The sequence below is a fragment of the Rhodopseudomonas palustris genome, assembly GCF_007005445.1.
Taxonomy (GTDB): domain Bacteria; phylum Pseudomonadota; class Alphaproteobacteria; order Rhizobiales; family Xanthobacteraceae; genus Rhodopseudomonas; species Rhodopseudomonas palustris_G.
In genome coordinates this window covers 1239168-1262364 of record NZ_CP041387.1, presented here as the reverse complement: position 1 = coordinate 1262364, position 23197 = coordinate 1239168, and the positions used below count along the sequence as shown (strand labels likewise).

Below are 23197 nucleotides of genomic sequence, written 5' to 3'. Positions count from 1 at the left end.
CCAGCGAGCGAACCCGGAATCCAGAGGTTGTTAGCACGCCTAGTCCATCGAGATTACGGGTTCGCGCATGTCATGCGCGCCCCGGAATGAATCCCGAGTTGAGGAACACTCCACCATGACCAAATGGGTTCGTTTTCGCGCGGGTGGCGCGATCGGGTTCGGCACCATCGCGCATTCCGACATCGCCGTGCACGATGGCGAGATGTTCGGCGTCAGCAATCCGACCGGGCAGACGCTGCAGCTCGGCGACGTCGAGTTGCTCAGCCCCTGCGCGCCCGGCAAGTTCATCGGGCTGTGGAATAATTTTCGCGCCCTCGCCGCCAAGCTCGATCAATCGATCCCGCCCGAGCCGCTGTACTTCCTCAAGGCCACCACCTGCGTCGCCGCGCACGGCGCCGTACTGAATCGGCCGTCGTCCTACGACGGCCGGGTGGTGTATGAAGGCGAACTCGGCATCGTGATCGGCAAGCGCTGCCGCAACGTCGCCGAAGCCGACGCTCCTTCGCACATCTTCGGCTACACCTGCGTCAACGACATCACCGCGACCGACGTCCTCAATCGCGATCCGAGCTTTCCGCAATGGACGCGCGCCAAGAGCTACGACGGCTTCGGTCCGTTCGGTCCGGCGATCGCAACCGGGCTCGATCCGATGGCGCTGTCGGTCCGCACAATCCTCAACGGCGCCGAGCGGCAGAACTATCCGGTCGCCGACATGATCTTCGGACCACATCAGATCGTCAGCCGGCTGTCGCACGACATGACGCTCGAGCCCGGCGACCTGATCTGCTGCGGCACCTCGGTCGGCGCCGGGGTGATGAAGGAGCCGGTCAACGCCGTGACGATTGCGATCGAAGGCATCGGCGAACTGCACAACGAATTCCGTCAGACGGCGAAAGCCTGACGCCGATCCACACGCGCCGTCATTCCGGGGCGCGAACGAAAGTTCGCGAACCCGGAATCCCGAAGTTGTTTTCACTCCGCCGAGATTCCGGGTTCGCTCGCTCACGCGAGCGCCCCGGAATGACTCGGTGAGAGGATGCTCCCCTCCCCGCGCATTGGACATTTCGCCGTCGCTTCGGCAATCTCCCGGCCGCCAGTAACAGCAACAGGCGCGTCAGGCGCCGGAATGCCCAAGGGGGACCAAGATGATCAAGACCCGTTTCACCGAAGCCTTCGGCGTCGAGCACCCGATCGTGCAAGGCGGCATGCAATGGGTCGGCCGCGCCGAGTTGGTCGCCGCCGTCGCCAATGCCGGCGCGCTCGGCATGATCACCGCGCTGACCCAGCCGACGCCGGATGATCTCGCCAAGGAAATCGCGCGCTGCCGCGAAATGACCGACAAGCCGTTCGGCGTCAATCTCACCATCCTGCCGGCGATCAAGCCGCCGCCTTACGCCGAGTATCGCCGCGTCATCATCGAGAGCGGCGTCAAAATCGTCGAGACCGCCGGCAACAAACCGCAGGAGCACGTCGAGGACTTCAAGGAGAACGGCGTCAAGGTGCTGCACAAATGCACCAGCGTCCGCCACGCGCTGTCGGCGGAGCGGATGGGTGTCGACGGCATCTCGATCGACGGCTTCGAATGCGCCGGCCATCCGGGCGAGGACGACACCCCCGGCCTGGTGCTGATTCCGGCCGCCGCCGACAAGATCAAGATCCCGATGATCGCTTCCGGCGGCTTCGCCGATGCGCGCGGCCTGGTCGCGGCGCTGGCGCTCGGCGCCGACGGCATCAACATGGGCACCCGCTTCATGTGCACCAAGGAGAGCCCGATCCACCAGGCGGTGAAGGAGAAGATCGTCGCCAATGACGAGCGCTCCACCGACCTGATCTTCCGCACCCTGCGCAACACTTCGCGGGTCGCCAAGAATGCGATCAGCCAGCAGGTGATCGAGCTGGAGAAGCAGGGCGCGACCTTCGAGCAGGTGAAGGAGCTGGTCGCCGGCTCGCGCGGCAAGATGGTCTATGTCAACGGCGATACCGACGAAGGCGTATGGTCGGCGGGCATGGTGCAGGGCCTGATCCATGATATTCCAAGCTGCGCCGAGCTGGTGTCGCGGATCGTGCGCGAAGCCGAAGCGATCATCCGCGGCCGGCTCGAAGCCATGACCTCGGGCGGCGCGCGCGAGGCCGCGGAGTAAGACGCGCGCGCCGGATCGGCGCCGCGAGAACAGGACGAGCTTGCGATGAAAGCCTATGTCTACGGCGCCGCCGGTGCCGCCATCACCGAGATCGACAAGCCGGCGCCGACAGGTCCGCAAGTCCTGATCCGGGTCCGCGCCTGCGGGCTCAACCGCGCCGACCTCGGCATGACCAAGGGCCACGCCCACGGCGCCGCGGGCGGCGTCGGCGCGGTGCTCGGGATGGAGTTCGCCGGCGAGATCGAAGCGCTCGGCGACGAGGCCCATGGCTGCAAGATCGGCGACCGGGTGATGGGCTCCACCGCCGGTGCGTTCGGCGAGTACACCCTCGCCGATCACGGCCGGCTGCTGCCGATCCCGGACAGCATGAGCTTCGAGGACGCCGCGACCCTGCCGGTCGCCCTGACCACGATGCACAACGCGGTGGTGGCGATCGGCAAGCTGCGCTCCGGACAGTCGGTGCTGGTGCAAGGCGCCAGCTCCGGCGTCGGGCTGATGGCAATGCAGATCGCCAAGCTCAAGGGCGCTCGGCTGGTGATCGGCTCGTCGACCGACAAGGGCCGGCGCGACAGGCTGCATCAGTTCGGCGCCGACATCGCGGTCGATTCCTCCGGCGACGGCTGGGTCGATCAGGTGCTCGCCGCCACCGGCGGCGCCGGCGTCGATCTCGTCATCGATCAGGTCTCCGGAAAGGTCGCCAACCAGAACCTCGCCGCAACCCGCGTGCTCGGCCGCATCGTCAATGTCGGACGGCTCGGCGGCACCCATGCGGATTTCAACTTCGATCTGCACGCCGCGCGCCGGATCGACTATGTCGGCGTCACCTTCCGCAGCCGCAGCGTCGACGAAATTCGCGAGATCTTCCGCCAGGTCCGCGGCGACATCTGGCCGGCGATCGAGTCGCGCAGCCTTAAGCTGCCGATCGACAAGGTGTTTCCTTTCGCCGAGATCGGCGCCGCGTTCGCCCACATGGAAGCCAACCGCCACCTCGGCAAGATCGTCGTGACGCTCTGACGCCGACGACCCTGCCGGGGGACGCGGCCAGCAACTGAGAACAATTCGCAAGCCAGTATTCGCACCGCGAGCACCGGCCTGCCGACGCGGCTTTTCTGCGCCGCACCGGGCTGCTACATCCCGGCCATGAACGACTTCGCCAGCACCAAATCGCGAGTGGCCGCGATCTCCGTTGTCGCGAGCGCCTCCATGGCCGCGGCGAAATTCGCCATCGGCATTGCGATCGGCTCGCTGGCGCTGATCTCCGAAGCGCTGCACAGCTCGATCGATCTGGTCGCGACCATCATCACCTGGTTCGTGGTGCGGATCTCGGATCGCCCGGCCGACGACGCGCATCATTACGGTCACGGCAAGATCGAGAGCCTGTCGGCGCTCGGCGTGATCGCCCTGCTCTACGTGCTGGCCGGCGGCATTCTGGTCGAAGCCTACAGCCGGCTGAGCGAGGCCGCGCCGCCGCCGGTGTTCTCCTATCTCGCCTTCGGCATTCTCGGCGTCGACATCGTCGTCAATCTGTGGCGGGCCTGGGCGCTGCACCGCACCGCGGTCGCGACCAAGAGCCAGGCGCTCGCGGCCGACGCGCTGCATTTCAGCTCCGACGTGCTGAGCTCGTTCGCGGTGATCGCCGGTCTGGCGCTGTCGGCCTACGGCTTCGCCTGGGGCGACGCCGCGGCGGCGATCGGCGTCGCGGTGATCGTGTCGGTCCTCGGCCTGCGGCTCGGCCGTTCGACCATCCAGACCCTGCTCGACCGCGCGCCCGACGGCGTTTCGGAGAAAGCGCGAGACGTGATCACCGCCGTGCCCGGCGTGGTCGGCATCGAGCGGCTGCGCACCCGGATGGTCGGCCCGACGCATTTCATCGATGCGCTGGTCGAAGTGCCCCGCACCTATCCGATCGACCGCATCGACGAGATCAATCGCAAGGCCCAGGAATCGCTCACCGCCGAGTTCGGCGATGCCGACCTCACCTTCACGGCGATTCCGGTGGCGCGCGACAATGAAAGCGTGCGCGAGCGCATCATGGTGATCGCGCGCAATTCCGGCCTCGCCGTCCACCACGTCACGGTGCACGATCTCGGCCACAAGCTGATCGTCAGCATCGACCTCGAGGTCGACGGCGAGATGCCGCTGATCGAAGCCCACGACATCGCCCACCAGCTCGAAGATCACATCCGCGAGGACTTCGGCACCGACGTCGAGATCGACACCCACATCGAGCCGCTGGAGCCGGAGCTGCCGCACGGATCCGATGCCGTGCCGTCGCGCGTCGAAGAAATTCGCGTGGCGCTGCGCGGGCTCACCGGCGACGGAGCGATTCACGACGTCCACAGCGTCCGGGTGCGCGACACCGACGCCGGCGAGATCGTGAATTTCCACTGCTATGCCGATCCGTCGATGAGCGTCATCGCAGTGCACGAGCACGTCGACGAAGTCGAACGCAAGCTGCGGGCGAAGTTCCCGACGGTGAAACGCGTGATCAGTCACGCCGAACCGCCGAACGCGGACTGAGCCGTTCGTCTTCGCGAACTATCTCGGTGACCCGTTCTCGTTTCGGACTCGATTCACGAAAAAATGTCGGCGCCATTCACCTTTGGATAAGAATTTTTCCGATCGCCGGAATCGTTGACTCTCGACAGCCCGCTAAAAGTCGATTCAAATCTTAATCGTGATTCGAACGGCGCTCGCTGCTTCGAAAGAGTGCTGACGGATACTTGGTGGGGGCCACGTATGGCGCGCGTGCAGGCGGCGGACGCCTGCGCTCAATCCGATTCGATCAAAGGATTGGCGCAGTCGATCGCTAAACCCGCCTATCATCGGCTGCTCAACGCGGAGCCGGTGCTTCGGCGCGCGGTGCCTTTGCTGATCATCGCGTTTCTCGTCACCATCTTCTGTGGCGCGGCCGTCCAGATCATCGAGCAGACCAAACAGAAGCGCGGCGCGATGAACCGCGATCTCGGCGCGCTCGCAGATTTGCTCGCCGAGCGTCTCGAACATATCGGCGTCGTCCGCCTCGATCGTCCGGCCTCGATCGAGCGGCTGCAGAATCTGTTGCCCGCGCTGATTCCGTCGTGGGGGATCGCCGCCGGACGCCACGTCATCGTCACCAGTGCCGATCAGCGAATCCTGGCGCGCGTCCCGATCGGCGGCGCTCCGGCCGTCGACAACCGGTTCTTCGAAGTGCTCGGCGCCGCGGCGCTGACCAAGGCCGGCCAGCAAGGCGGCATCGTCGAGATCGTTCTGCCGGGGGGCGCCTCCGCGCTGGCGACGATGCACGTGGTGAAATCGCTGCCCGGCCAGGTCGTGATCGTGCAGGAGGACACCGGCTCGGTGCTCCGATCCGACACCGCCCTGCAAGTGACGCTGTCGGCGACCACCGGCTTCGTCGTGCTGATTCTCGGTTTCGCGTTCCACTGGCAGTCGACCCGGGCTCGCGAAGGCGACCTGATCAACGACGCGGTGCGCAGCCGGATCGACACCGCGCTCAATCGCGGCCGCTGCGGTCTGTGGGACTGGGATCTCAGCCGCGGCCGGATCTTCTGGTCGCAGTCGATGTTCACGATCCTCGGCCTGGAAAGCCGCAACGACCTGCTGACCTTCGGCGAGGTCAACGCCCTGGTGAAAGGCGAAGACATCGACCTGTTCGAGATCGCCGACGAGCTGGTCGCGGGCCGTGTCGACCACATCGACCGCAGCTTCCAGATGCGTCACGCGCAAGGCCATTGGATCTGGCTGCGGATGCGCTGCGAGCTGAGTCAGGAGGCCGGGTCGGCCGACAAGCACCTGATCGGCATCGCGGTGGACATCACCGAACAGAAGAGCCTGGCCGAACGCTCGGTCGAGGCCGACCTGCGGCTGCGCGATGCGATCGAGACCATTCCCGAAGCGTTCGTGCTGTGGGACGCCGAAAACCGGCTGGTGCTGTGCAACTCGCACTTCCAGCGGCTGCACAAGCTGCCGGACTCCGCGGTCTCGCCCGGCACCTCCTACGAGACCATTCTCGAAGTCGGCCGGATGCCGCAGCTCCGCACCCGGCTGTGCGACAATGGCGGCGTCGCGCCCGGCGCCCGCACCTTCGAGGCGCAGCTCGACGACGGCAAATGGCTGCACATCAGCGAACGTCGCACCAAGGACGGCGGCTACGTCGCGGTCGGCACCGACATCACCAGGATCAAGGCGCACGAACAGAAACTGGTCGACAACGACCTGCGGCTGCGCGCCACCGTCGCCGATCTCAAGATCACGCAGACCAAACTGGAGAAGCAGGCGCACCAGCTCGCCGACCTCGCCCGCAAATACGGCGACGAGAAACGCCGCGCCGAGGAAGCCAATCAGACCAAGTCGAAATTCCTCGCCAATATGAGCCACGAGCTGCGCACGCCGCTCAATGCCATCATCGGCTTCTCGGAGATCATGGGCAGCGGCATGTTCGGCACGCTCGGCTCGGAGAAGTATCAGGAATACTGCCACGACATCATGACCAGCGGTCACTACCTGCTGGAGGTGATCAACGACATCCTCGACATGTCGAAGATCGAGGCCGGCCGGATGCGGCTCGAAATGGAGCCGCTCGACCTTTCCAAGACGATCGGAGAGTCGCTCAAGGTGGTCGCCGGCCGCGCCGAGCACAAGCATCTCGATCTGCGGGCCGAGGTCGGCGATCAGATTCCGATCGTCGCCGACCGCCGCGCCATCAAGCAGATTCTGATCAATCTGCTGTCGAACGCGGTGAAGTTCACGCCCGACGCCGGCCGCGTCACGGTGCGCAGCCGCATCGCCGGGGATTCGATCGTGCTGATGATCGCCGACACCGGAATCGGCATTCCGCCGCAGTCGCTGCGCCGCCTCGGCCAGCCGTTCGAGCAGGTCGAGAGCCAGCTCACCAAGAGCTATCACGGCTCCGGTCTCGGCCTCGCCATCGCCAAGTCGCTGGTCAATCTGCACGGCGGATCGATGCGCCTGCGCTCGACGCTCGGCGAAGGCACCGTGGTGATGGTGAGCCTGCCGCGGGCCTGCCGGCAACGCCAACTCGCCGCCTGATCTCTTCTCGCTCGCCACGTCTCTGCCCTTGCTCAGCAGGGAAAACGATCGCTTCCACTTCCCATGAGATTCCGGGTTCGCGCTGCGCGCGCCCCGGAATGACTCGCGGTGGGTCTGAGCTAATCAACCTGCTCGTCGTTCGGGGGCGCGAGCGCAAGCTCGCGAACCCGGAACCTCGACGTGTTCTGGCAAGAAAGCCCCGGTTCTGATCGCTCAGAACCGGGGCTTCGCTGTTACTGAACAGCTTCGCTTACCAATTGACGCGGGCGCCGGCCGAGACCTGGTGGCTGGTGGCGTTGCTGCGGAATTCGCCGCTGTAGGCCGCGAACATCCGGAACGTTTCGGTGCGCCAGCCGGACAGCTTGGCGCCGACCAGCGCCGCATCGCGGCCGGGCTGCGCCGCATCGATCAGGAACGCGTTGTCGAGCAGCGCCGCCTCGCTGACCAGCGTGGCGTCGCGCAGATCGTGACCCCAGCCGACCTTCAGCTCCGGCACCAGCGTGGTGCCGTCGGTGGTGTGCAGCCGCCCGCTCACCGCGGCGCCGACCGTGGAGGTCAGCTTGTCGTAGGTCCGCGCCGCATAGACCAGGCCGATCGGAAGCTGGCTTTCGCTGTAGGCGTCGCGGCGGAAGCCCTGCCAGTTGACGCCGACGAACGGCTTCAGCGTCACGTCGCGCCCCATCGCGAACCGGTAGCCCGCTTCCAGCGTGGTGCCGACGCCGACGCCGTCGGCGTTGCCCTGCAGGCTGGTCGGCGACAGCAGGATCTGCCGGCTGGTCGCCATCTGGCTCGGACCGGCCGCGATCCGGAAGTCGACCACCGCGGCACCCGGCGTCCAGCTCGCATAGGCGGCGCCGGCGTAAGTATCGACGGTGCCCTGCATGTCGGTGCTGGTCGCCGTGGTGCGGACGTAGCCGAACGCGCCGCCGGCCGTCAGGCTGTTGGAGAACCGGCGATCGACGCCGACTGCGAAGCCGGCGCTGACCGCCTTCGAGCCCGACAGACCACCACTGTCGCCGACCCGGCTGTCACGGCCGAAGCCCTGCCCCCAAACCGACCAGCCGTCCTGCACCCGCTCGGCCGGCGAGATGCCGGCGAACGCGTTCATTGCCGAACTGGTGCCGGCGCTCATGGTGTTGCGGCCCGCATAAGACAGCGCGAACGATTGCGCGGTGCCGTTCTGGCCGAGTTCGCTGCCCGAGGACAGCATGTCCTGACGGTCGCCGATCGCGCCGAGGAAGCCGGTGAACGCCTGCAGCGGCGCGGACGCCATCGCCGGCTGGCCGGGGCCGGCGAGCTGACCGATCGCCTTGTCGAACTGCGCCTCGGTGTCGAGCTTGTACAGCGCGTCGTACAGCGCCTTCTTGTTGGCGGCCGGCATCTCGCCCGCACCCGCGCGTTCCTTGTCGAGGATGCGCGCGATCGACTGCGACGTCGGCGCCAGCTTGTCGGCTTCGGCGAGCTGACTGAAGCTGGACGGCGTCACCACCAGGGTGATCGAGGTCGGATTGTAGATCAGGTCGAAACGTCCGTTGGCCGGCAGGCCGGAGGTCGGCTGCACCAGCGTCGAAAAGCTGCCCGCGGTGCTGGCGCCGTCGGTCGCCTGCACGAAAGCGAAATCGGTGCCGATCGCCGGCGTGTAGTCGCTGACGGTGCCGACGCTGCCGCGCAGCACCGGAGTGAGCGTGCCGGCCGCATAGAACACGTTGCCGGCGCCGGTGACGTAGATCTTGTCGTAGGTGCCGGGGCCACCGGGAACGATCAGCGAGCCGTCGATGTCGATCCGCGTCGTGGCGGTCGAGGTCAGCGTCACGTTGCCGTTGAAGGTCAGCGTGCCGACAGAGTTGCCGTCCAGCACCGTACCGGACGGCACCGCGTTGTTGCTGACGAGGTCTTCGATATTGGCCATCTTGCCGGGCGACAGCGTGCCGGCGATCACGGTGTTGCCGGCCACGGTACCGAAGCCGGCCAGCGTCGCCGGCTGCGCGACCTCGAGCCGGCTGCCCGCCGTCATCGTCAGCGTGCCGTCGACCGCGAGCGTGCCGAGCTGCGCGAACACGTTGCCGCCGGCGTCGGTGCGGCCGGAGATCGTCAGAATGCCGGTGCCGATCTTGGAGAAATCGCCCTGGGTGGTGAGCAGCCGGCTCCAATAGGTGGTCTGGTCGGCAGCGACCGAAACGGCGGAGTTCGCAGCCAGCGTGGTCGGGCCGTCGGTGGCGCGGTCGAGCCGGATCAGGCCGTAGCCGAACACGGCGTCGACGCCGGCGGCACCGAGATCCTCGGCGGTCGAGAACAGCAGGCGCGACAGATCCTGGGCGTTGTAGCTCGGATTGGCCTGGATCAGCACCGCGATCGCGCCCGACACCGTCGGGGCCGCCATCGAGGTGCCTTGCGCGAACCCGTAGGTGTTCACCGGAACGGTCGAATACACCAGCGCGCCCGTTGCATCGTCGCCGCCGGGCGCGGCGACGCACCAGCTCGCGGTCACGCCGCAGAGATTCGAATAGGACGCCGCCGCCTTGGTGATGCCGACAGACATCACCGAGATGATCTGCCCCTGCTGATGTTGCAGCGCAGTTCCGTCGAGCTGCTGTCCCTGATCGTCGTAAACACCGAGCGCGGCATGCGCCGGATTGAAGAACGGCATCAGCGCAATGCCGTTGGCGTTGCGGGCGGCGACCGGATTGTCGATCCGGTCGTTGCCGGCCGCGGCGACGATGATCTTGCCGGCTTTCAGAACATTGAACGCGGCATTGGCTTCGTCGTCGATGTTTCCGACGGTCCATTGCTGCAGATTGGTCAGACCGTCGGAGTTCGGGCCGTAGCTGGCGTTGTACACCATCGTCCCGCTCAGGCCGGCGAAGTAATTCAGCGCCAGCGCGGACGCATCGACGTCCCCGTAAGTCGTGTAGCCCTTCTCGGTGATCGCGCGCAGCGGAATGATGCTGGCATCGTAGGCGACGCCGTGCGCATCGACGTTGTCGAACTTCTCGGCAGCGATAATGCCGGCGACGTGCGAGCCGTGGATGTCGGTCTTCTTCGCACTCTCCGGCGACAGGTCGTTCGGATCGAACGCCTCGCCGATCTCGACGACGTAGTTCTTGCCGAGATCGGTCCTGAGCTTGTTGACGAGGCCCGCATTGGTGGTGTCGAATCCGGTATCGGCGACCGTAACGGTGACGCCGGCACCGGTGAATCCGCGATTGTAGGCGCCCTGCGCGCCGATCAGGTCGAGGTTCCAGGTCTGCTCGAGCTGGGACGGCATCGGGCTCGGCAGGTTCGGCGAATTGTTGGTCGCCATCGCGACGTTCTGATACGACGACGCGCTCAGTCCGGAGGCCGAGGCGGTGCGGGTCGCCAGCACCTGCGCGGCGTTCGGGGCCAGGACCATGCGTTGGCCGGAGGTCAGCACACCGAGATCGGCCGCCGTGGTGACATCGCGGAGCGCCATCGGCGCCAATGTGGAGACGTGGCGCACTACCGCGTCGCGCAGCCCGGGATCGCGATAGGTACTGTCGTAAGCCTGCGCGATCAGCGCGCGCTCGCCCTGCCGCAATGCCTCGGCGAATCTGGATTTGATCTCGCCCGGCAGCGCGGATCTGGCGGTCGATCTCGGCTTGGCAGCGGGCTCCGCCGCATACAGCGCGGCCGAACCCGGCGCGCTCACCAGAAACGTCGTACACAACAGCAGCGACGACAAACGACGATAACGCCCCACGGTGCTCACGGACTTCCCTTCCTGCCTGGCATGCGCCTCAGCCGCGCATGCGCCGTCTTCTGTTGATCTTCTGTCGGTGCTCCGGCCGCCGAACTGACGAACAGCCGCCCCGATGTTCGCGTAGTTCTAAATCGATGCTCGTGCGTCGCGACAGAGCACGGCGCCGCGTTTCAGGTTAGCCGCGGCGGTTTCCTTTGACTTTGCGTCTCAAAACCGAACCTGGAGGCAGCGCCAGCCGACAAATCGTGGCGGCGCCGGCACACGCGGCGCGCGCAATAAACAGTCTCCGCATGGTGTGGCTGGCAGGCACGGACGAATCGTCTTTCCCGGGAAAAACCGCTAGGCTAAAGGTACTTGGCCACGGCCGTAGAACAATACCGATGACCCGATCGAGCCGGCTTCAAGATCAATCGACCTGATGGCGTCCCTTCCCCGCCTCTATTACGTGACCTCCGGCCTGGACGAGGCCAACGCGTTCGCGACCTGGAGCGCGGTGATCTCGCCGCTGTTCGAGCCGCGGCGCTGCGGCCCGAGCAAGAAGACGCCGACCGGCTCGGCTTACGGCATCATCATCGGCGACCTGGTGGTCGCCAAGGTGGCGTTCAACGCCCAGGACTTCGTCCGCGACGCCCAGCGCATCGCCCTGACGCCGGACCACCTGCTGCTGCACCTCTACGTCTCCGGCGGCTTCAACGGCGAGGTGACGCGGCAGCAGACCGTGATCGGCCCCGGCAAGGTCGCGGTGATCGATCTCGCCTGCCCGATCTCCACTCGCGCCTTCGCATCGAACACGATCTGCCTCATCGTGCCGCGCAAGCTGCTCGTCGGCGTGCCGCTGCATGCGCTCAAGCCGAAGCTCGATCCGCTCCGCAACGACCTCTTGGCCGCCTATATCCGCTCGCTGCAGGAGCGCAGTGCCCAGCTCACTGAGGCCGATGTGGCGACCACGGTGGCCGAGACCGCCGACTTCCTGCGCCGGCTGCTGGCGCCGACCGCCGAGGCCGACCTCGCCCCGCAGCGCAGCGCCGACGAGACCATTCTGGCGCTCACCGAAGCGCTGATCCGCGACAACCTCGCGCTGCCGGATCTGTCGCCCGACTGGCTGGCGCAGCAGCTCGACGTCTCGCGCGCCTCTCTGTATCGGCTGTTCGCCGATCGCGGCGGGGTGATGCGCTACGTTCAGGAACGCCGGCTGCTCGCGGTGCAGGCGACGCTCGCCGATCCGCTGGAGACGCGGCGGCTGTCCCGCCTGGCGTCCGATCTCGGGTTCAAGAGCGAGGCGCATTTCAGCCGCTCGTTCCGGGCCCGGTTCGGTGTGACCGCCAGCGCCTACCGTAAGGCACAGCTCGACGCCTCGTTGGCGATCCAGCTCACCAGCCCCGCGGTGGTGCAGCAATGGTGGACCGCGGTGGCGCGAGATCCGCTGCGGCAGGCCGGTTGAGCTAGCCGAAAATCCGGGTTGTCCGCGTTCGAAGCCGCCGTGTAAGAGCGAGGCACCCCTTGACGCGAGGAGCCCGGCCTTGGACTTCAGTGCCGCCTTCCACCAGACCTCGGTCTGGATGTTTCGACTGGCGATCGTCGGTGCTGCGATCGGGATCGGCTACATCGTCATGACCAGACAGGACGATGCGCCGACGACGCCGCGCGGCTCGATTGCGCTGCCGGCCGACGACGGCGTCACCGGCTGTCAGCCGATCGGCTACACCGAGAGCGGCAAGCTGGTGTATTCGATGGATTGCGAACAGGTGCCGGCGGCCGGCGCCGCGAAGTAATCGCGCCGGATCGTCGCAACTCGTCGATCGAAAGAACTGCGGCGCGCGAGACGCTACCCTACGCGCCCTCGCCGCCGATCAGGCGGTCGAAGATCGCGCGGACCTCCGCCTGGGTCTCCTTGACGCGTGCCTCCAGCGACGAGAAGTCCGGCGCGTCGCCTGCGCGCACCAGCACCCGCAACAGATCGTCGCCGGCGGTGTCGGGCTTGAACGTCTCGCTGACGCACAGCCGCAGGATCTGCGTCAGGTCCTGATACAGCCGGGCCGCGGGCCGCAACACTTCGGCATCGGACTGCGCGAGGAAGCCGAGCCGGGTCGCGTTGTCGAGCGCGGCGAGCGTGTTGGCGTGGAGAATGTCCGGCGCTTGGTGCGCGTGCACGAGCTGCAGATACTGCGCGATGAAATCGATATCGACCATGCCGCCGGCGGCATATTTCAGATCCCAGACGTCGTCCTCGCCCTTTTCCTGCGCGATCGCGCGGCGCATCTCGGCGACGTCGTTGGCGATGATCGCAGCATCGCGCGGGCGGGTCAGTACCGCACGGATCACCTGCTCGATCCTGCGGCGGAACTCCGGCGAGGCCGAGATCACCCGCGCCCGCGTCAGCGCCAGATGCTCCCAGGTCCAGGCCTCCTGTTCCTGATAGGCCGCGAACGCATCGAGCCGCGACGCCACCGGGCCGGCACGGCCCGACGGCCGCAGCCGCATGTCGACGTCGTACAAGACGCCGTAATTGGTCCGCGTCGTGAACGCCGAGATCAGCCGCTGAGTAAATCGCGCGAAGTACTGCGCACCGTGCAGCGAGCGTTCGCCGTCGCTGTCCGGCGCATCGTCGTCGAAATCGTAGATCAGGATCAGGTCGAGATCGGACGACGCCGTCATCTCGCGGCTGCCGAGCTTGCCCATCGCCAGGATCGCGGTCTGCTGATCCTTGACCCTGCCATAGGTCGAGGCGAACTGCTCGCTGACGAGGCCGTGCACCGTGCCGACGATGCCTTCGGCGACGTCGGCGAACGCCACAGCCGCCTGCTGGGTCGGAACCGTGCCGGACAAGATCCGCGTACCGATCAGGAACAGGCTCTCCTGCCCGAACAACCGCAGCCGATCGAGAAACTCCTCGTACGAGCCCGCATCCGCCAGCGTCACGGCAAGACGCGCCGACAGCTCGGCCTGATCCGGCATCGCGCCGAAGAACCGCGGATCGATCAGCCCGTCCATGATCTGCGGCTGCCGCGCCAGCATGTCGCCGAGCCGCGGCGCGGCGCCGAGCACCAGCGCCACCAGCGTCAGCAGGTCGCGGTTCTGACTGAGCAGCGAGATCAGCCGGCCGCCGCGGTGCAGCGCCTGCAGCAGCCGGTCGAACGCGTTGATGGCGTCGTCGGGCTGTTCGGCACGCGCCAGCTCTTCGATCAGCGCCGGCACGAATTCACGGAACGCGCGCTGCGTGGTCTCGACCTTGAGTACGCGGTAGCCGCCGGTCATCCATTGCTGCAGCGTGGTCGCCACCATCAGCGGCTTCTTGTAGCCGAGGGTGCGAAGATGATCGAGCAGCCGGGCGTCTTCCGGCCCGGCGGCGTAGTCGACCGGCGGCAGTTTGGCGGTGCCGGTCGGATCGCCCTCGAACAGCTTGCCGTAATGGCCCTGCACCTGTTCGAGATAGCCGAGCAGATCGTGCGCGAACGCTTCGCGGCTGTCGTAGCCGAGAAACCGCGAGAACCGCTCGATCGCCTCGACGCTGTCGGGCAGCGCGTGGGTCTGCTCGTCGGCGATCATCTGCACGCGGTGCTCGACCTTGCGCAGGAACAAATACGCCTCGCTCAGTTCGTCGCGCGCCTGCCAGGTGATCCAGTTGCGCGCCGCCAGAATCTCCAGCGCCTCCAGCGTCGGCCGGACGCGTAGTTCGGGATGGCGGCCGCCGGCGATCAGTTGCTGGGTCTGGGCGAAGAACTCGATCTCGCGGATGCCGCCGCGGCCGACCTTGACGTTGTGGCCCTCGACCGCGATCTCGGTCTGGCCGCGATAGGTCTGCATCTGCCGCTTCATGTCGTGCACGTCGGCGAGCGCGGCGAAGTCGAGATGCTTGCGCCAGACGAACGGCGCGATCTCCGACAGCAGCGCCTCGCCGGCGACGAGATCGCCGGCGCACGGCCGCGCCTTGATCATCGCGGCGCGTTCCCAGGTGCGGCCCTCGCGCTCGTAGTAATCAAGCGCCGACGCGATCGACAGCGCCACCGGCGTCGAGGCCGGATCGGGGCGCAGCCGCAGATCGACGCGGAACACGTAGCCGTCGCCGCGGCGCTGCTGCAGGATGCGGCTCAGTCCCTGGGTGACGCGCACGAAGAACGGCTGCGGCTCGATATCGGGCGCGAGCGTCGGCGCGTCGAGCTCGTAGAACACGATCAGGTCGATGTCGCTGGAGTAGTTCAGCTCGCCGGCGCCCATCTTGCCCATCGCCAGCACGACCAGGCCCGAGCCCTGCTCCGGGCAGTCGGGATTGGGCGGCACGATCCGGCCGCGGCCGGCTTCCTGGCGCAGCAGGAAGCGCAGCGCCATCTGCACCGAGCGGCCGGCCAGATCGGTGAGCGCCTGCGTCACCTGCATCACCGGCCAGATCCCGCCGATGTCGCACAGCGCGATCAGCAGCGCCGCCTCGGCCTTCATCCGGCGCAGCGCCGCCATCACCTCGTCTTCGGCGGACGCCGCGGCGACGAACATCTCGGCATCTTCGAGGAGTTTCGCGAGACTCTGTTCGGGAGCGCCCCGCAGCACGCGCAGCAGCCGGAGCGGATCGCCCCGGACCAGATCGAACAGATACGGCGAGGCTTCGGCGATCGACAGCAGCGCGGTCTTCACCGCGGGAAAAGCCTCGCCGAGCGCCGCGATCGCGTCGGCCTGTTCGGGCGCCAGATCGCCGAGCCAGCCGGCCAGCCGCTCAGCCGCCAGTACGGGGTCGTACAGGCGCGGTCCCGCGCCGAAGCGCGCGACCAAAGCGGTTTTGTCGATGTCCGCGTCGATCGCGGAAGCTGTCATGCCGGGGCCGGTTCGAGAGTCGTTGCGGAGGCCAGTCCTTCGCCCGTGCGCGCAGGAATTGCAAGCGTGGCGCGCAAACCGGGCTCCGCGTCGGCGAGTCGCAGCTCGCCGCCGTGCAGCCGCGCCACCGCCGAGGCGAGGCTGAGGCCGAGCCCGGAGCCCGGCAGCGTGCGGCTGGCCTCGAGCCGGACGAAGCGCTCGATCGCGTGCTTGCGGTCGGCTTCCGGAATGCCGATGCCGTGGTCGGTGACGCTGAGCAGCACCTGATCGCCGTCGCGCCGCGCCTCGATCCACAGCTCGGCGGCGGTGACCGGAGCGGCGGCGTCCGCCGGCTCCGGCTTGCCGTATTTGATCGCGTTCTCGACCAGATTGGCGAGCGCCTGACTGATCAATTCGCGATTGCCGCGCACCGGGCACGGCGACGCCTCCACCTTCAGGATCAGGTCGTCGTCTTCCGCCAGCGGCTCGTACAATTCGTGGATGTCGCGCGCGATCTCGGCGGCGTCGAAATCCGTCATGTCGCCGCTGGCGTAGCCGGCTTCAGCGCGGGCGATCATCAACAGCGCGTTGAAGGTGCGGATCAGGCCGTCGGATTCCTCGATGGTGCGTTCCAGCGCCGCGCGATAGTCGGACTCGCCGGAGGCGCGCGCCAGCGCCTCCTCGGCGCGGTTGCGCAGCCGCGTCAGCGGTGTCTTCAGATCGTGCGCGATGTTGTCGGAGACCTCCTTCATCCCCGACATCAGCGCTTCGATCCGCTCCAGCATCGCATTGAGATTTTCCGCCAGACGATCGAGCTCGTCGCCGCTGCGCCCGACCGGCAGCCGGCCCGACAGATCGCCGGCCATGATCCTTTGCGTCGTGCCGGTCATCGCGTCGATCCTGCGCAGCACGCGGCGCGCCGCGAACACGCCGCCGCCGAGGCCGAGCACGACGACGATCAGCACCGACCATTGTGCCGCCGAGCGCACCACCTTGTTCAGCCGGCGCCGCTCTTCGAGATCGCGGCCGACCAGCAGGCGAAACCCGCTCGACAATTCGGTGACGCGCACCAATGCGCGGTGATCGGAGCGTTCCTGATCGTCGAGCCGCCGATAGAACGTCTCGCTCCAGCCGAGCTTGCTCATCACCCCCGGCGCCAGCGCGCCGACATTGCCGGCGACCGCCTGCCCGGCCGGCGTGGTGACGAGATAGAGATTGGCGCCCGGCCGCAGCGCGCGGTTCTCCAGCGTGAACACCACGCCGCGCAACCCGCGCCGGCCGTAGATGTCCTCGATCTCCGCGGTCTCCGCTTCCACCGTGGTGGTGATCTGGTCGGTGATCAGCTTGCGCGTGGTCCAGGCGAAGTACGCCACCAGCGAGGCTGCGAACAGGCCGAACAGAAACAGATAGACCAGCGTCAGGCGGAACGCCGTGGTTCGGATCAGTTTACCGAAAGCGGTCACGGATCACGTCCAGGCGGCGATGCTCTCGAAGGGTTTTCATGCCGGCAAACTAGACATTTCGGCCCTGAATCCAAAGTGACAAATCGTTCAAGTAGCGAGAGCCGATCTGCGCCTGCACCATTGCTTGTATACCTGACGGTGATCACAGGCCCGGACACGAAAAAAGCCGAGGCGCCGCCCGGGTGGGACGACGCCTCGGCAAGTGATAGCCGGACATGGCACCGCATCCGCCGCCGCAAGCGGCGGCACAGCGTCGCTTTACGAGGCCCGCACGGTGCGGAGGAAGCGGCTCACTTCGTCTTCGAGCCGGCCGCTCTCCTGCGACAGCGATTGTGCCGACGACAGCAGTTGCGAGGACGACGATCCGGTTTCGACCGCGCCGCGCTTGACGTCCAGAATGGTGGCGGAGACGCGCTCGGTGCCATGCGCGGTCTGCTGGATGTTGCGCGAGATTTCCTGGGTCGCCGCGCCCTGCTCCTCGACCGCGGAGGCGATGTGCGCGGAAATCTCCGACAGCTTCTCGATCGTGCCGCTGATCTCGCTGATCGCGCCGACCGACTCCTGGGTCGCCGACTGGATGCGGCTGATCTGCTGACCGATCTCGCCGGTGGCCTTCGCGGTCTGCTCGGCGAGCGCCTTCACTTCGGCGGCCACCACCGAGAAGCCGCGGCCGGCCTCGCCGGCGCGGGCGGCCTCGATGGTCGCATTCAGCGCCAGAAGATTGGTCTGCCCGGCGATGGTGTTGATCAGTTCGACCACGTCGCCGATCCGCGTCGCAGCCTTCGACAGTTCGCTGACACGATCGGTGGTGTTGCGCGCCTGTCCGACCGCCTCGCCGGCGATCCTGGCGGATTCCTGGACCTGCTGGCTGATCTCGCGGATCGACGACGACAACTGATCGGTCGCGGTGGCGACCGACTGCACGTTGCTGGTCGCTTCTTCGGAGGCCGCCGCGACGTTGCTGGCGAGATTCTGCGAAGTGTCCGCGGTGGTCGCGAGCTGGCGCGCCGAGCTTTCGAGGTCGGCGGAGGCCGACGACACCGTCCGGACGATCTTGCCGATCGCGCTCTCGAAATCGCTGGCGAGCTGATGGATCGAGTCGCGCTTCTGGGTTTCGGCCTTCACCAGATCGTCGATGTCGACCAGCGAACCGCAGGCGCGCCGCGGCTTGCGGTTGTCGTCGAGCACCACGCCGCCGGTCGCCCGGAACCAGCGATAGCTGCCGTCCTTGACCTTGAGGCGGTATTTGACGTCGTAGCCGATGCCGGTCTGGCAGGTCTGGGTGAACGCCGCGAAGGTCGGCGCGACGTCGTCGGGATGCAGGCGATCCGACCAGGATTGCACGGCGTTGGGAAACTCGGCTTCAGAAGTGAAGCCGCACAGCCGGCGGAATTCCGACGACCAGGTCCAGCGCGCCTTGGGATGCATCGCATCGCCTTCGTACAGGATCGCGTCCCACAGCCCGATGCCGCAGTGCAGCGACAGGGTGTCGAGCCATTCGGCCTTCTGGATCAGCTCCTGCCTCTTCTGGCGTCCCATAAACATTCGGCGTTCATCCCCAATGAGTCGTGTTTGGGAAACGCTCGCATATGAAAGTTAAGAAACGATACGGATGCCCCATCTAGATACCTTGGCGGCAAGATGGAGCCGGCGCGAGGAGGTCAGCGCAGTCCGTCGCGGATCATGTAGCCGGCGCCGCGGATGGTGTGCAGCAGCGGGCGGTCGAAGCCCTTGTCGATCTTGCCGCGCAGCCGCGAGATGTGGACGTCGATGACGTTTGTCTGCGGGTCGAAGTGATAGTCCCAGACGTTCTCCAGCAGCATGGTGCGGGTCACCACCTGGCCGGCGTGCTTCATCAGATATTCGAGCAGCCGGAATTCACGCGGCTGCAGCGTCAGCTCTTCGCCGCCGCGGGTGACGCGGTGCGACAGCCGGTCGAGCTCGAGATCGCCGACCCGGTAGCTGGTTTCCTCCGCCGGGCCGCCGTGGCGCCGCGACAGCACCTCGACGCGCGCCAGCAGTTCGGCGAAGGCGTAGGGCTTCGGCAGATAGTCGTCGCCGCCGGCGCGCAGGCCCTTGATGCGGTCGTCGACCTGACCGAGCGCGGACAGGATCAGCACCGGCGTACGATTGCCCTTGTCGCGCAGGCTGCCGATCACCGACAGACCGTCGCGCTTCGGCAGCATCCGGTCGACCACCAGCACGTCATAATCGCCGCTCTCCGCCAGCGCCAGCCCCTCTTCGCCGTCACCGGCGAGATCGGCAATGTGGCCGACCTCGCGAAACGCCTTGACCAGGTAATCGGCGGATTCGCGGTCGTCCTCGATGATCAACAGACGCATATTGCTGTCGGATTTCTTCAAACTCTGCGGGCTCTGCTGCAACATGACGCGGCTTCAGCCTCCTTGCAAGGCGGCACGATCGCGCCCCGGATTGGGGGGACGGGCGATGGAGCTGGGGGACTCCACCGCCCGCCTGAACCTTCCGACGGAGGGGGGCTGAACTCCTTCCGGAAGGTGTAAAGACGGGGACGAGCGGGTTACGACCCGTCCCCGGGACAGCGCCGTCGGCTGGGGGGCGACGATTGCCGGCGACACTCTCCAAGCTGTCAGCGCGGGGCGATCAGCCCTTGGCGATCGGGAGGGCGACGAAGCGCGAAGCGCCGCCGCTGCGTACCCGGACCAGCACGCTGTTCTTGTTTTCGGTCTTCGCCGTGGCGAGCACGTCGCGGACGTCCGCCGGGCTCGACACGTTCTTGCCGGCGACCTCGAGGATCACGTCGCCTTCCTTGAAGCCGCGGTCGGCGGCGGCGCCCTTCGGATCGACGTCGGTGACCACCACACCATCCTTACCGGCACCGGCGACCGAACTGGCCGGCGCCAGCGTCAGGCCGAGCTTCGGCAGATCGAGGCCCTGGCTCGACCGGCCGCGATCACCGCGGTCGGTGGCGCTGGCTTCGATCTTGTTCGGCAATTCGCCGAGCGTCAGCGTCAGCTCGCGCTCCTTGCCCTTGTGAACCACGGTCAGCTTGACCGAGTGGCCGGGGGCGAAGCCGCCGATGGTGCGCGCCAGTTCGCGGGCGTCCTTCACCGAGGTGCCGTCGACCGCGATGATGACGTCGCCGGATTCGATGCCCGCTTTGGCGGCGGGGCCGTTCGACTGCGGCTCGGCGACCAGCGCACCTTCCGCCTTCTTCAGGCCGAGGCTGTCGGCAATCTCCGGGGTCACCGGCTGCACCTGCACGCCGATCCAGCCGCGACTGACCGAGCCCTTGTCCTTGAGCTGCTCGACGACGGCCTTGACGGTCGATGCCGGGATCGAGAAGGCAATGCCGATACTGCCGCCCGACGGCGAGTAGATCGCGGTGTTGACGCCGACCACCTCGCCAGCGGTGTTGAACGCCGGTCCGCCGGAATTGCCCTTGTTCACCGGGGCGTCGATCTGGATGAAATCGTCATACGGACCGTTGCCGATGTCACGCCCGATCGCCGAGACGATGCCCGACGTGACGGTACCACCGAGGCCGAACGGATTGCCGACCGCAAGCACCCAGTCGCCGATCCGCGGCTTGCCGTCCGACAGCTTGGCGTAGGGGAAGTTCGAAGCGCCTTCGACCTTGATCAGCGCCAGATCGGTGCGCGGATCGCTGCCGATCACCTTGGCCTTGTGGGTCTTGCCGTCATCGGTGGTGACCTCGACCCGGTCGGCGCCTTCGACGACGTGATTGTTGGTCACGGCGTAACCGTCGGCCGAGATCAGGAAGCCCGAGCCCTGGCCGGTCATCATGCCGCCGCCGCGATGGCCGCGCATTCCGGGCGGCATTTCCCCGCCGAACCGGCGGAAGAACCGCTCCATCGGCGAGCCGGGCGGAAACGAGAAGTCGTCGCGGTCGTCGCCCTTGGCCATCTTGTCGGCGATGTTGACCTTCACCGAAATCACCGACGGCTTCACCTTCTCCACGATGTCGGCGAAGCCGACCGGCTGCTGCGACGGCTGCACATTGGCACCGACCTGCTGCGCCTGCGCCGGCGTGCCGATCAGATCGAACGACCCATGGCCGAGCCCGTAAGCGCCCGCACCGAGACCGGCCACCACCGAAGCCATCAGCGCGAATCTGCGCGCGGACAGCAGCGAGCCGGAGAGCGACCGATGCGACGGCTGCGAGGACGGAACGGAACGGCGATCGTGCATTGAGAATATCTCCGAAGACGGTTGAAACTGAAGGTACCGAACTGATCAGCACCGTTGCTCCGAAGATGGGGCCCGTCGCCTTACGGCGCTCTGGCGAGGGAATTAAACTTTTGTAATTTTGGCGGTATTCGGCCCCGTCGCGCCGCGACGGATGGTCGCTTCCCGTCCCGCTCCCGGCCGCGACATTGTCGCCGTTCGTACATTCGTGTCGGGAATCCGATCCGCCTTTGGTCGCAGCCGCCGCCCGCTCCAGCCCTGCAACTAACTGAATTACTTAGTGATCGTTACTGGCCTGGTTCTTGCCAAGGCGCTGCCGGAGGGCGCCGGCAAGGGCGTCGATCAACCCCTGACGACAGGAGAGTACGACGTGGCGAACATTACCTTCTCATCCCCGGTCATGGCGAAGGACGTCACCGTGTATGCGGTGGCGGGCGATCGCGGGACCATTCTGGCGGTTGCGAAATCGCACAACATTCCGATTCCGTTCGACTGCCAGGACGGCGAATGCGGTTCCTGCCTGGTGCAGGTCGAGCATTTCAATCCGAAGGCCAAAGCGGCGGTGGCGCTGACCGAAAAGGAAAAGGAAGTGCTGCGCCAGCTCGGCAAGATCTCCAAGGAAGAGATCGTCGAGGCCGAGGTCAACGACGTCCCGCCGCGCTATCGCCTCGCCTGCCAGTGCTTCGTGCGCAACGAAGACATCCTGGTCAAGTTCGAGGGCGACAAGACCAAGCCGCAACGTATGGCGGTGACACCCGCCGCCGCGCACTACAAAGGCGGCATGGAGATCAACACCCTGCCGGACTTCTTCAGCTACGCCGCCAAGGTCGAGGAAGACGCCGCGCTGCACTACGACAGTCTCGCCAAGGCGATGGCGGATGCCGGCAACGCGCCGGTGGCGAAACTGTTCGCACAGCTCGCCGAGTTCTCGCGGATGCATCTGGCCGAAGTGAAGTCACGCGCCGGCAGTATCGATCTCAGCAAGAACGTGCCGCCGGACTACGCCTGGCCCGATCACGCCACGCCGGAGCGCGCCGCGGTGTGGGCGTCCGATACCACGCTGACCCGGCTCGGCGCGCTGAAGGCGGCGCTGCAGGGCGAGCGTCGCGGCTACGAGTTTTATCGCGCGGTCGAGGCCACCACCAAGTCTTCCGAGGTCGCCGCGGCGGCCAAGGAATTCGTCAACGAAGAAGCCGAGCACGTCCGCATTCTCGAGGCCTGGATCACCCAGGAGGAATGGTCGCTCAAGCACGCCGCCAAGGCTGCGGAGATCGCCTGACGACAGCGACGGCCGTCGTCGCTCCGGCGACGGCCGAACAAGGAGAGACGACGATGGAAACAGTCGAAGAGTTTCTGGCGCATTCGATCAAGCTCGAGCAGGAAGCCGCGCTGCGGTTCGGTCAGCTCGCCGACGCGATGGATAGTTGCGGCAACAAGGAAGTATCGAAGCTGTTCCGCCAGCTCGCGGACTACTCGCGGATGCATCAGGCCGACGCGCAGGCGCGCGCCGGCTTCCGCGACATTCCGCAGATGGAACCCGGTGATTTCAAATGGCCCGGCCTGGAGAGCCCGGAGGCCGCGGCGATCTGGGGCACCGACCCGTTCATCGGCCGTGACCTCGCGCTGCAGATCGCGCTGGAGGCCGAGACCGGCGCGTTCGACTGGTACAAGAACGTGCTCGACACCACCGACAACCCCGAGATCAAGATGCTGGCCAAGGAGTTCGTCGCCGAGGAAAGCGGCCACGTCGCCGAACTGCACCGCTGGATCGCGCTGCACAAGGCCGGCAAGCCGCTGCCGATGGAAATCGTGCCGTTCTGACATTCGCGGCGGCCCTGCCGCCCGCGCTCACTCCC

Annotated in this window: 15 protein-coding genes; 9 read left to right on the top strand and 6 right to left on the bottom strand. The window is 66.7% G+C overall.

Annotated elements, in window-relative coordinates:
- Positions 1-115 precede the first annotated feature (115 nt).
- The 5 genes from FLL57_RS05720 to FLL57_RS05700 all read left to right on the top strand — a co-directional run bounded on the left by FLL57_RS05720 (position 116) and on the right by FLL57_RS05700 (position 7190).
- Positions 116-901: a fumarylacetoacetate hydrolase family protein gene (locus FLL57_RS05720; RefSeq protein WP_142882364.1), complete on the top strand. Its 786-nt coding sequence runs from the start codon at positions 116-118 to the stop codon at positions 899-901.
- A 244-nt stretch (positions 902-1145) separates the two neighbouring features.
- Positions 1146-2141, top strand: coding sequence for an NAD(P)H-dependent flavin oxidoreductase (locus FLL57_RS05715; RefSeq protein WP_142882363.1), 996 nt, complete (start codon positions 1146-1148; stop codon positions 2139-2141).
- A 45-nt stretch (positions 2142-2186) separates the two neighbouring features.
- Entirely contained in the window at positions 2187-3155 is a 969-nt protein-coding gene (locus tag FLL57_RS05710) for a zinc-binding dehydrogenase (RefSeq protein WP_142882362.1), read from the top strand.
- Between the two features lie 126 nt (positions 3156-3281).
- Positions 3282-4661, top strand: a complete 1380-nt coding sequence (locus tag FLL57_RS05705) for a cation-efflux pump (protein WP_142882361.1) — start codon at positions 3282-3284, stop codon at positions 4659-4661.
- A 219-nt stretch (positions 4662-4880) separates the two neighbouring features.
- On the top strand, positions 4881-7190 hold the full coding sequence (locus tag FLL57_RS05700) for a PAS domain-containing sensor histidine kinase (RefSeq protein ID WP_142882360.1): 2310 nt from the start codon (positions 4881-4883) through the stop codon (positions 7188-7190).
- A 250-nt stretch (positions 7191-7440) separates the two neighbouring features.
- Here FLL57_RS05700 and FLL57_RS05695 read toward each other — a convergent pair whose 3' ends face one another.
- On the bottom strand, positions 7441-10917 hold the full coding sequence (locus FLL57_RS05695; RefSeq protein WP_142882359.1) for an autotransporter domain-containing protein: 3477 nt from the start codon (positions 10915-10917) through the stop codon (positions 7441-7443).
- 409 nt (positions 10918-11326) lie between these two features.
- Here FLL57_RS05695 and FLL57_RS05690 point away from each other — a divergent pair, with 409 nt between their 5' ends.
- Together FLL57_RS05690 and FLL57_RS05685 are read left to right on the top strand one after the other, a co-directional pair.
- Positions 11327-12349, top strand: a complete 1023-nt coding sequence (locus tag FLL57_RS05690; protein ID WP_142882358.1) for a helix-turn-helix domain-containing protein — start codon at positions 11327-11329, stop codon at positions 12347-12349.
- Between the two features lie 79 nt (positions 12350-12428).
- Positions 12429-12680: a hypothetical protein gene (locus tag FLL57_RS05685; RefSeq protein WP_142882357.1), complete on the top strand. Its 252-nt coding sequence runs from the start codon at positions 12429-12431 to the stop codon at positions 12678-12680.
- 58 nt (positions 12681-12738) lie between these two features.
- Here FLL57_RS05685 and FLL57_RS05680 read toward each other — a convergent pair whose 3' ends face one another.
- The 5 genes from FLL57_RS05680 to FLL57_RS05660 all read right to left on the bottom strand — a co-directional run bounded on the left by FLL57_RS05680 (position 12739) and on the right by FLL57_RS05660 (position 21344).
- Positions 12739-15711: a bifunctional [glutamine synthetase] adenylyltransferase/[glutamine synthetase]-adenylyl-L-tyrosine phosphorylase gene (locus FLL57_RS05680; protein WP_142882356.1), complete on the bottom strand. Its 2973-nt coding sequence runs from the start codon at positions 15709-15711 to the stop codon at positions 12739-12741.
- Positions 15708-17153: a sensor histidine kinase gene (locus FLL57_RS05675; protein WP_047307669.1), complete on the bottom strand. Its 1446-nt coding sequence runs from the start codon at positions 17151-17153 to the stop codon at positions 15708-15710. Before FLL57_RS05675 ends, FLL57_RS05680 begins: the two co-directional genes overlap by 4 nt.
- Before the next feature lie 258 nt (positions 17154-17411).
- Positions 17412-18581 (bottom strand): methyl-accepting chemotaxis protein, encoded by a 1170-nt coding sequence (locus FLL57_RS05670; RefSeq protein WP_433962617.1) that lies wholly within the window; start codon positions 18579-18581, stop codon positions 17412-17414.
- 233 nt (positions 18582-18814) lie between these two features.
- Positions 18815-19495 (bottom strand): response regulator transcription factor, encoded by a 681-nt coding sequence (locus FLL57_RS05665; protein WP_041807979.1) that lies wholly within the window; start codon positions 19493-19495, stop codon positions 18815-18817.
- 280 nt (positions 19496-19775) lie between these two features.
- A complete protein-coding gene (locus FLL57_RS05660) occupies positions 19776-21344 on the bottom strand; it encodes a Do family serine endopeptidase (protein ID WP_013503256.1) in 1569 nt (522 codons plus the stop codon).
- A gap of 367 nt (positions 21345-21711) precedes the next feature.
- On the opposite strand from FLL57_RS05660, the gene FLL57_RS05655 reads away from it, so the two are divergent.
- Both FLL57_RS05655 and FLL57_RS05650 read left to right on the top strand, forming a co-directional pair.
- A complete protein-coding gene (locus FLL57_RS05655) occupies positions 21712-22620 on the top strand; it encodes a ferritin family protein (RefSeq protein ID WP_041807981.1) in 909 nt (302 codons plus the stop codon).
- Positions 22621-22673: 53 nt separating this feature from the next.
- Entirely contained in the window at positions 22674-23162 is a 489-nt protein-coding gene (locus tag FLL57_RS05650; protein WP_013503258.1) for a ferritin-like domain-containing protein, read from the top strand.
- Positions 23163-23197: the final 35 nt, after the last annotated feature.

What these genes read in the sequence shown, in the direction of transcription:
- FLL57_RS05670 (WP_433962617.1), bottom strand. Translation starts at nt 18,581, where the DNA reads ATGCATCCCAAGGCGCGCTGGACCTGGTCGTCGGAATTCCGCCGGCTG.
- FLL57_RS05720 (WP_142882364.1), top strand. Translation starts at nt 116, where the DNA reads ATGACCAAATGGGTTCGTTTTCGCGCGGGTGGCGCGATCGGGTTCGGC.
- FLL57_RS05705 (WP_142882361.1), top strand. Translation starts at nt 3,282, where the DNA reads ATGAACGACTTCGCCAGCACCAAATCGCGAGTGGCCGCGATCTCCGTT.
- FLL57_RS05700 (WP_142882360.1), top strand. Translation starts at nt 4,881, where the DNA reads ATGGCGCGCGTGCAGGCGGCGGACGCCTGCGCTCAATCCGATTCGATC.
- FLL57_RS05715 (WP_142882363.1), top strand. Translation starts at nt 1,146, where the DNA reads ATGATCAAGACCCGTTTCACCGAAGCCTTCGGCGTCGAGCACCCGATC.
- FLL57_RS05660 (WP_013503256.1), bottom strand. Translation starts at nt 21,344, where the DNA reads ATGCACGATCGCCGTTCCGTTCCGTCCTCGCAGCCGTCGCATCGGTCG.
- FLL57_RS05650 (WP_013503258.1), top strand. Translation starts at nt 22,674, where the DNA reads ATGGAAACAGTCGAAGAGTTTCTGGCGCATTCGATCAAGCTCGAGCAG.
- FLL57_RS05665 (WP_041807979.1), bottom strand. Translation starts at nt 19,495, where the DNA reads ATGCGTCTGTTGATCATCGAGGACGACCGCGAATCCGCCGATTACCTG.
- FLL57_RS05680 (WP_142882356.1), bottom strand. Translation starts at nt 15,711, where the DNA reads ATGACAGCTTCCGCGATCGACGCGGACATCGACAAAACCGCTTTGGTC.
- FLL57_RS05690 (WP_142882358.1), top strand. Translation starts at nt 11,327, where the DNA reads ATGGCGTCCCTTCCCCGCCTCTATTACGTGACCTCCGGCCTGGACGAG.
- FLL57_RS05710 (WP_142882362.1), top strand. Translation starts at nt 2,187, where the DNA reads ATGAAAGCCTATGTCTACGGCGCCGCCGGTGCCGCCATCACCGAGATC.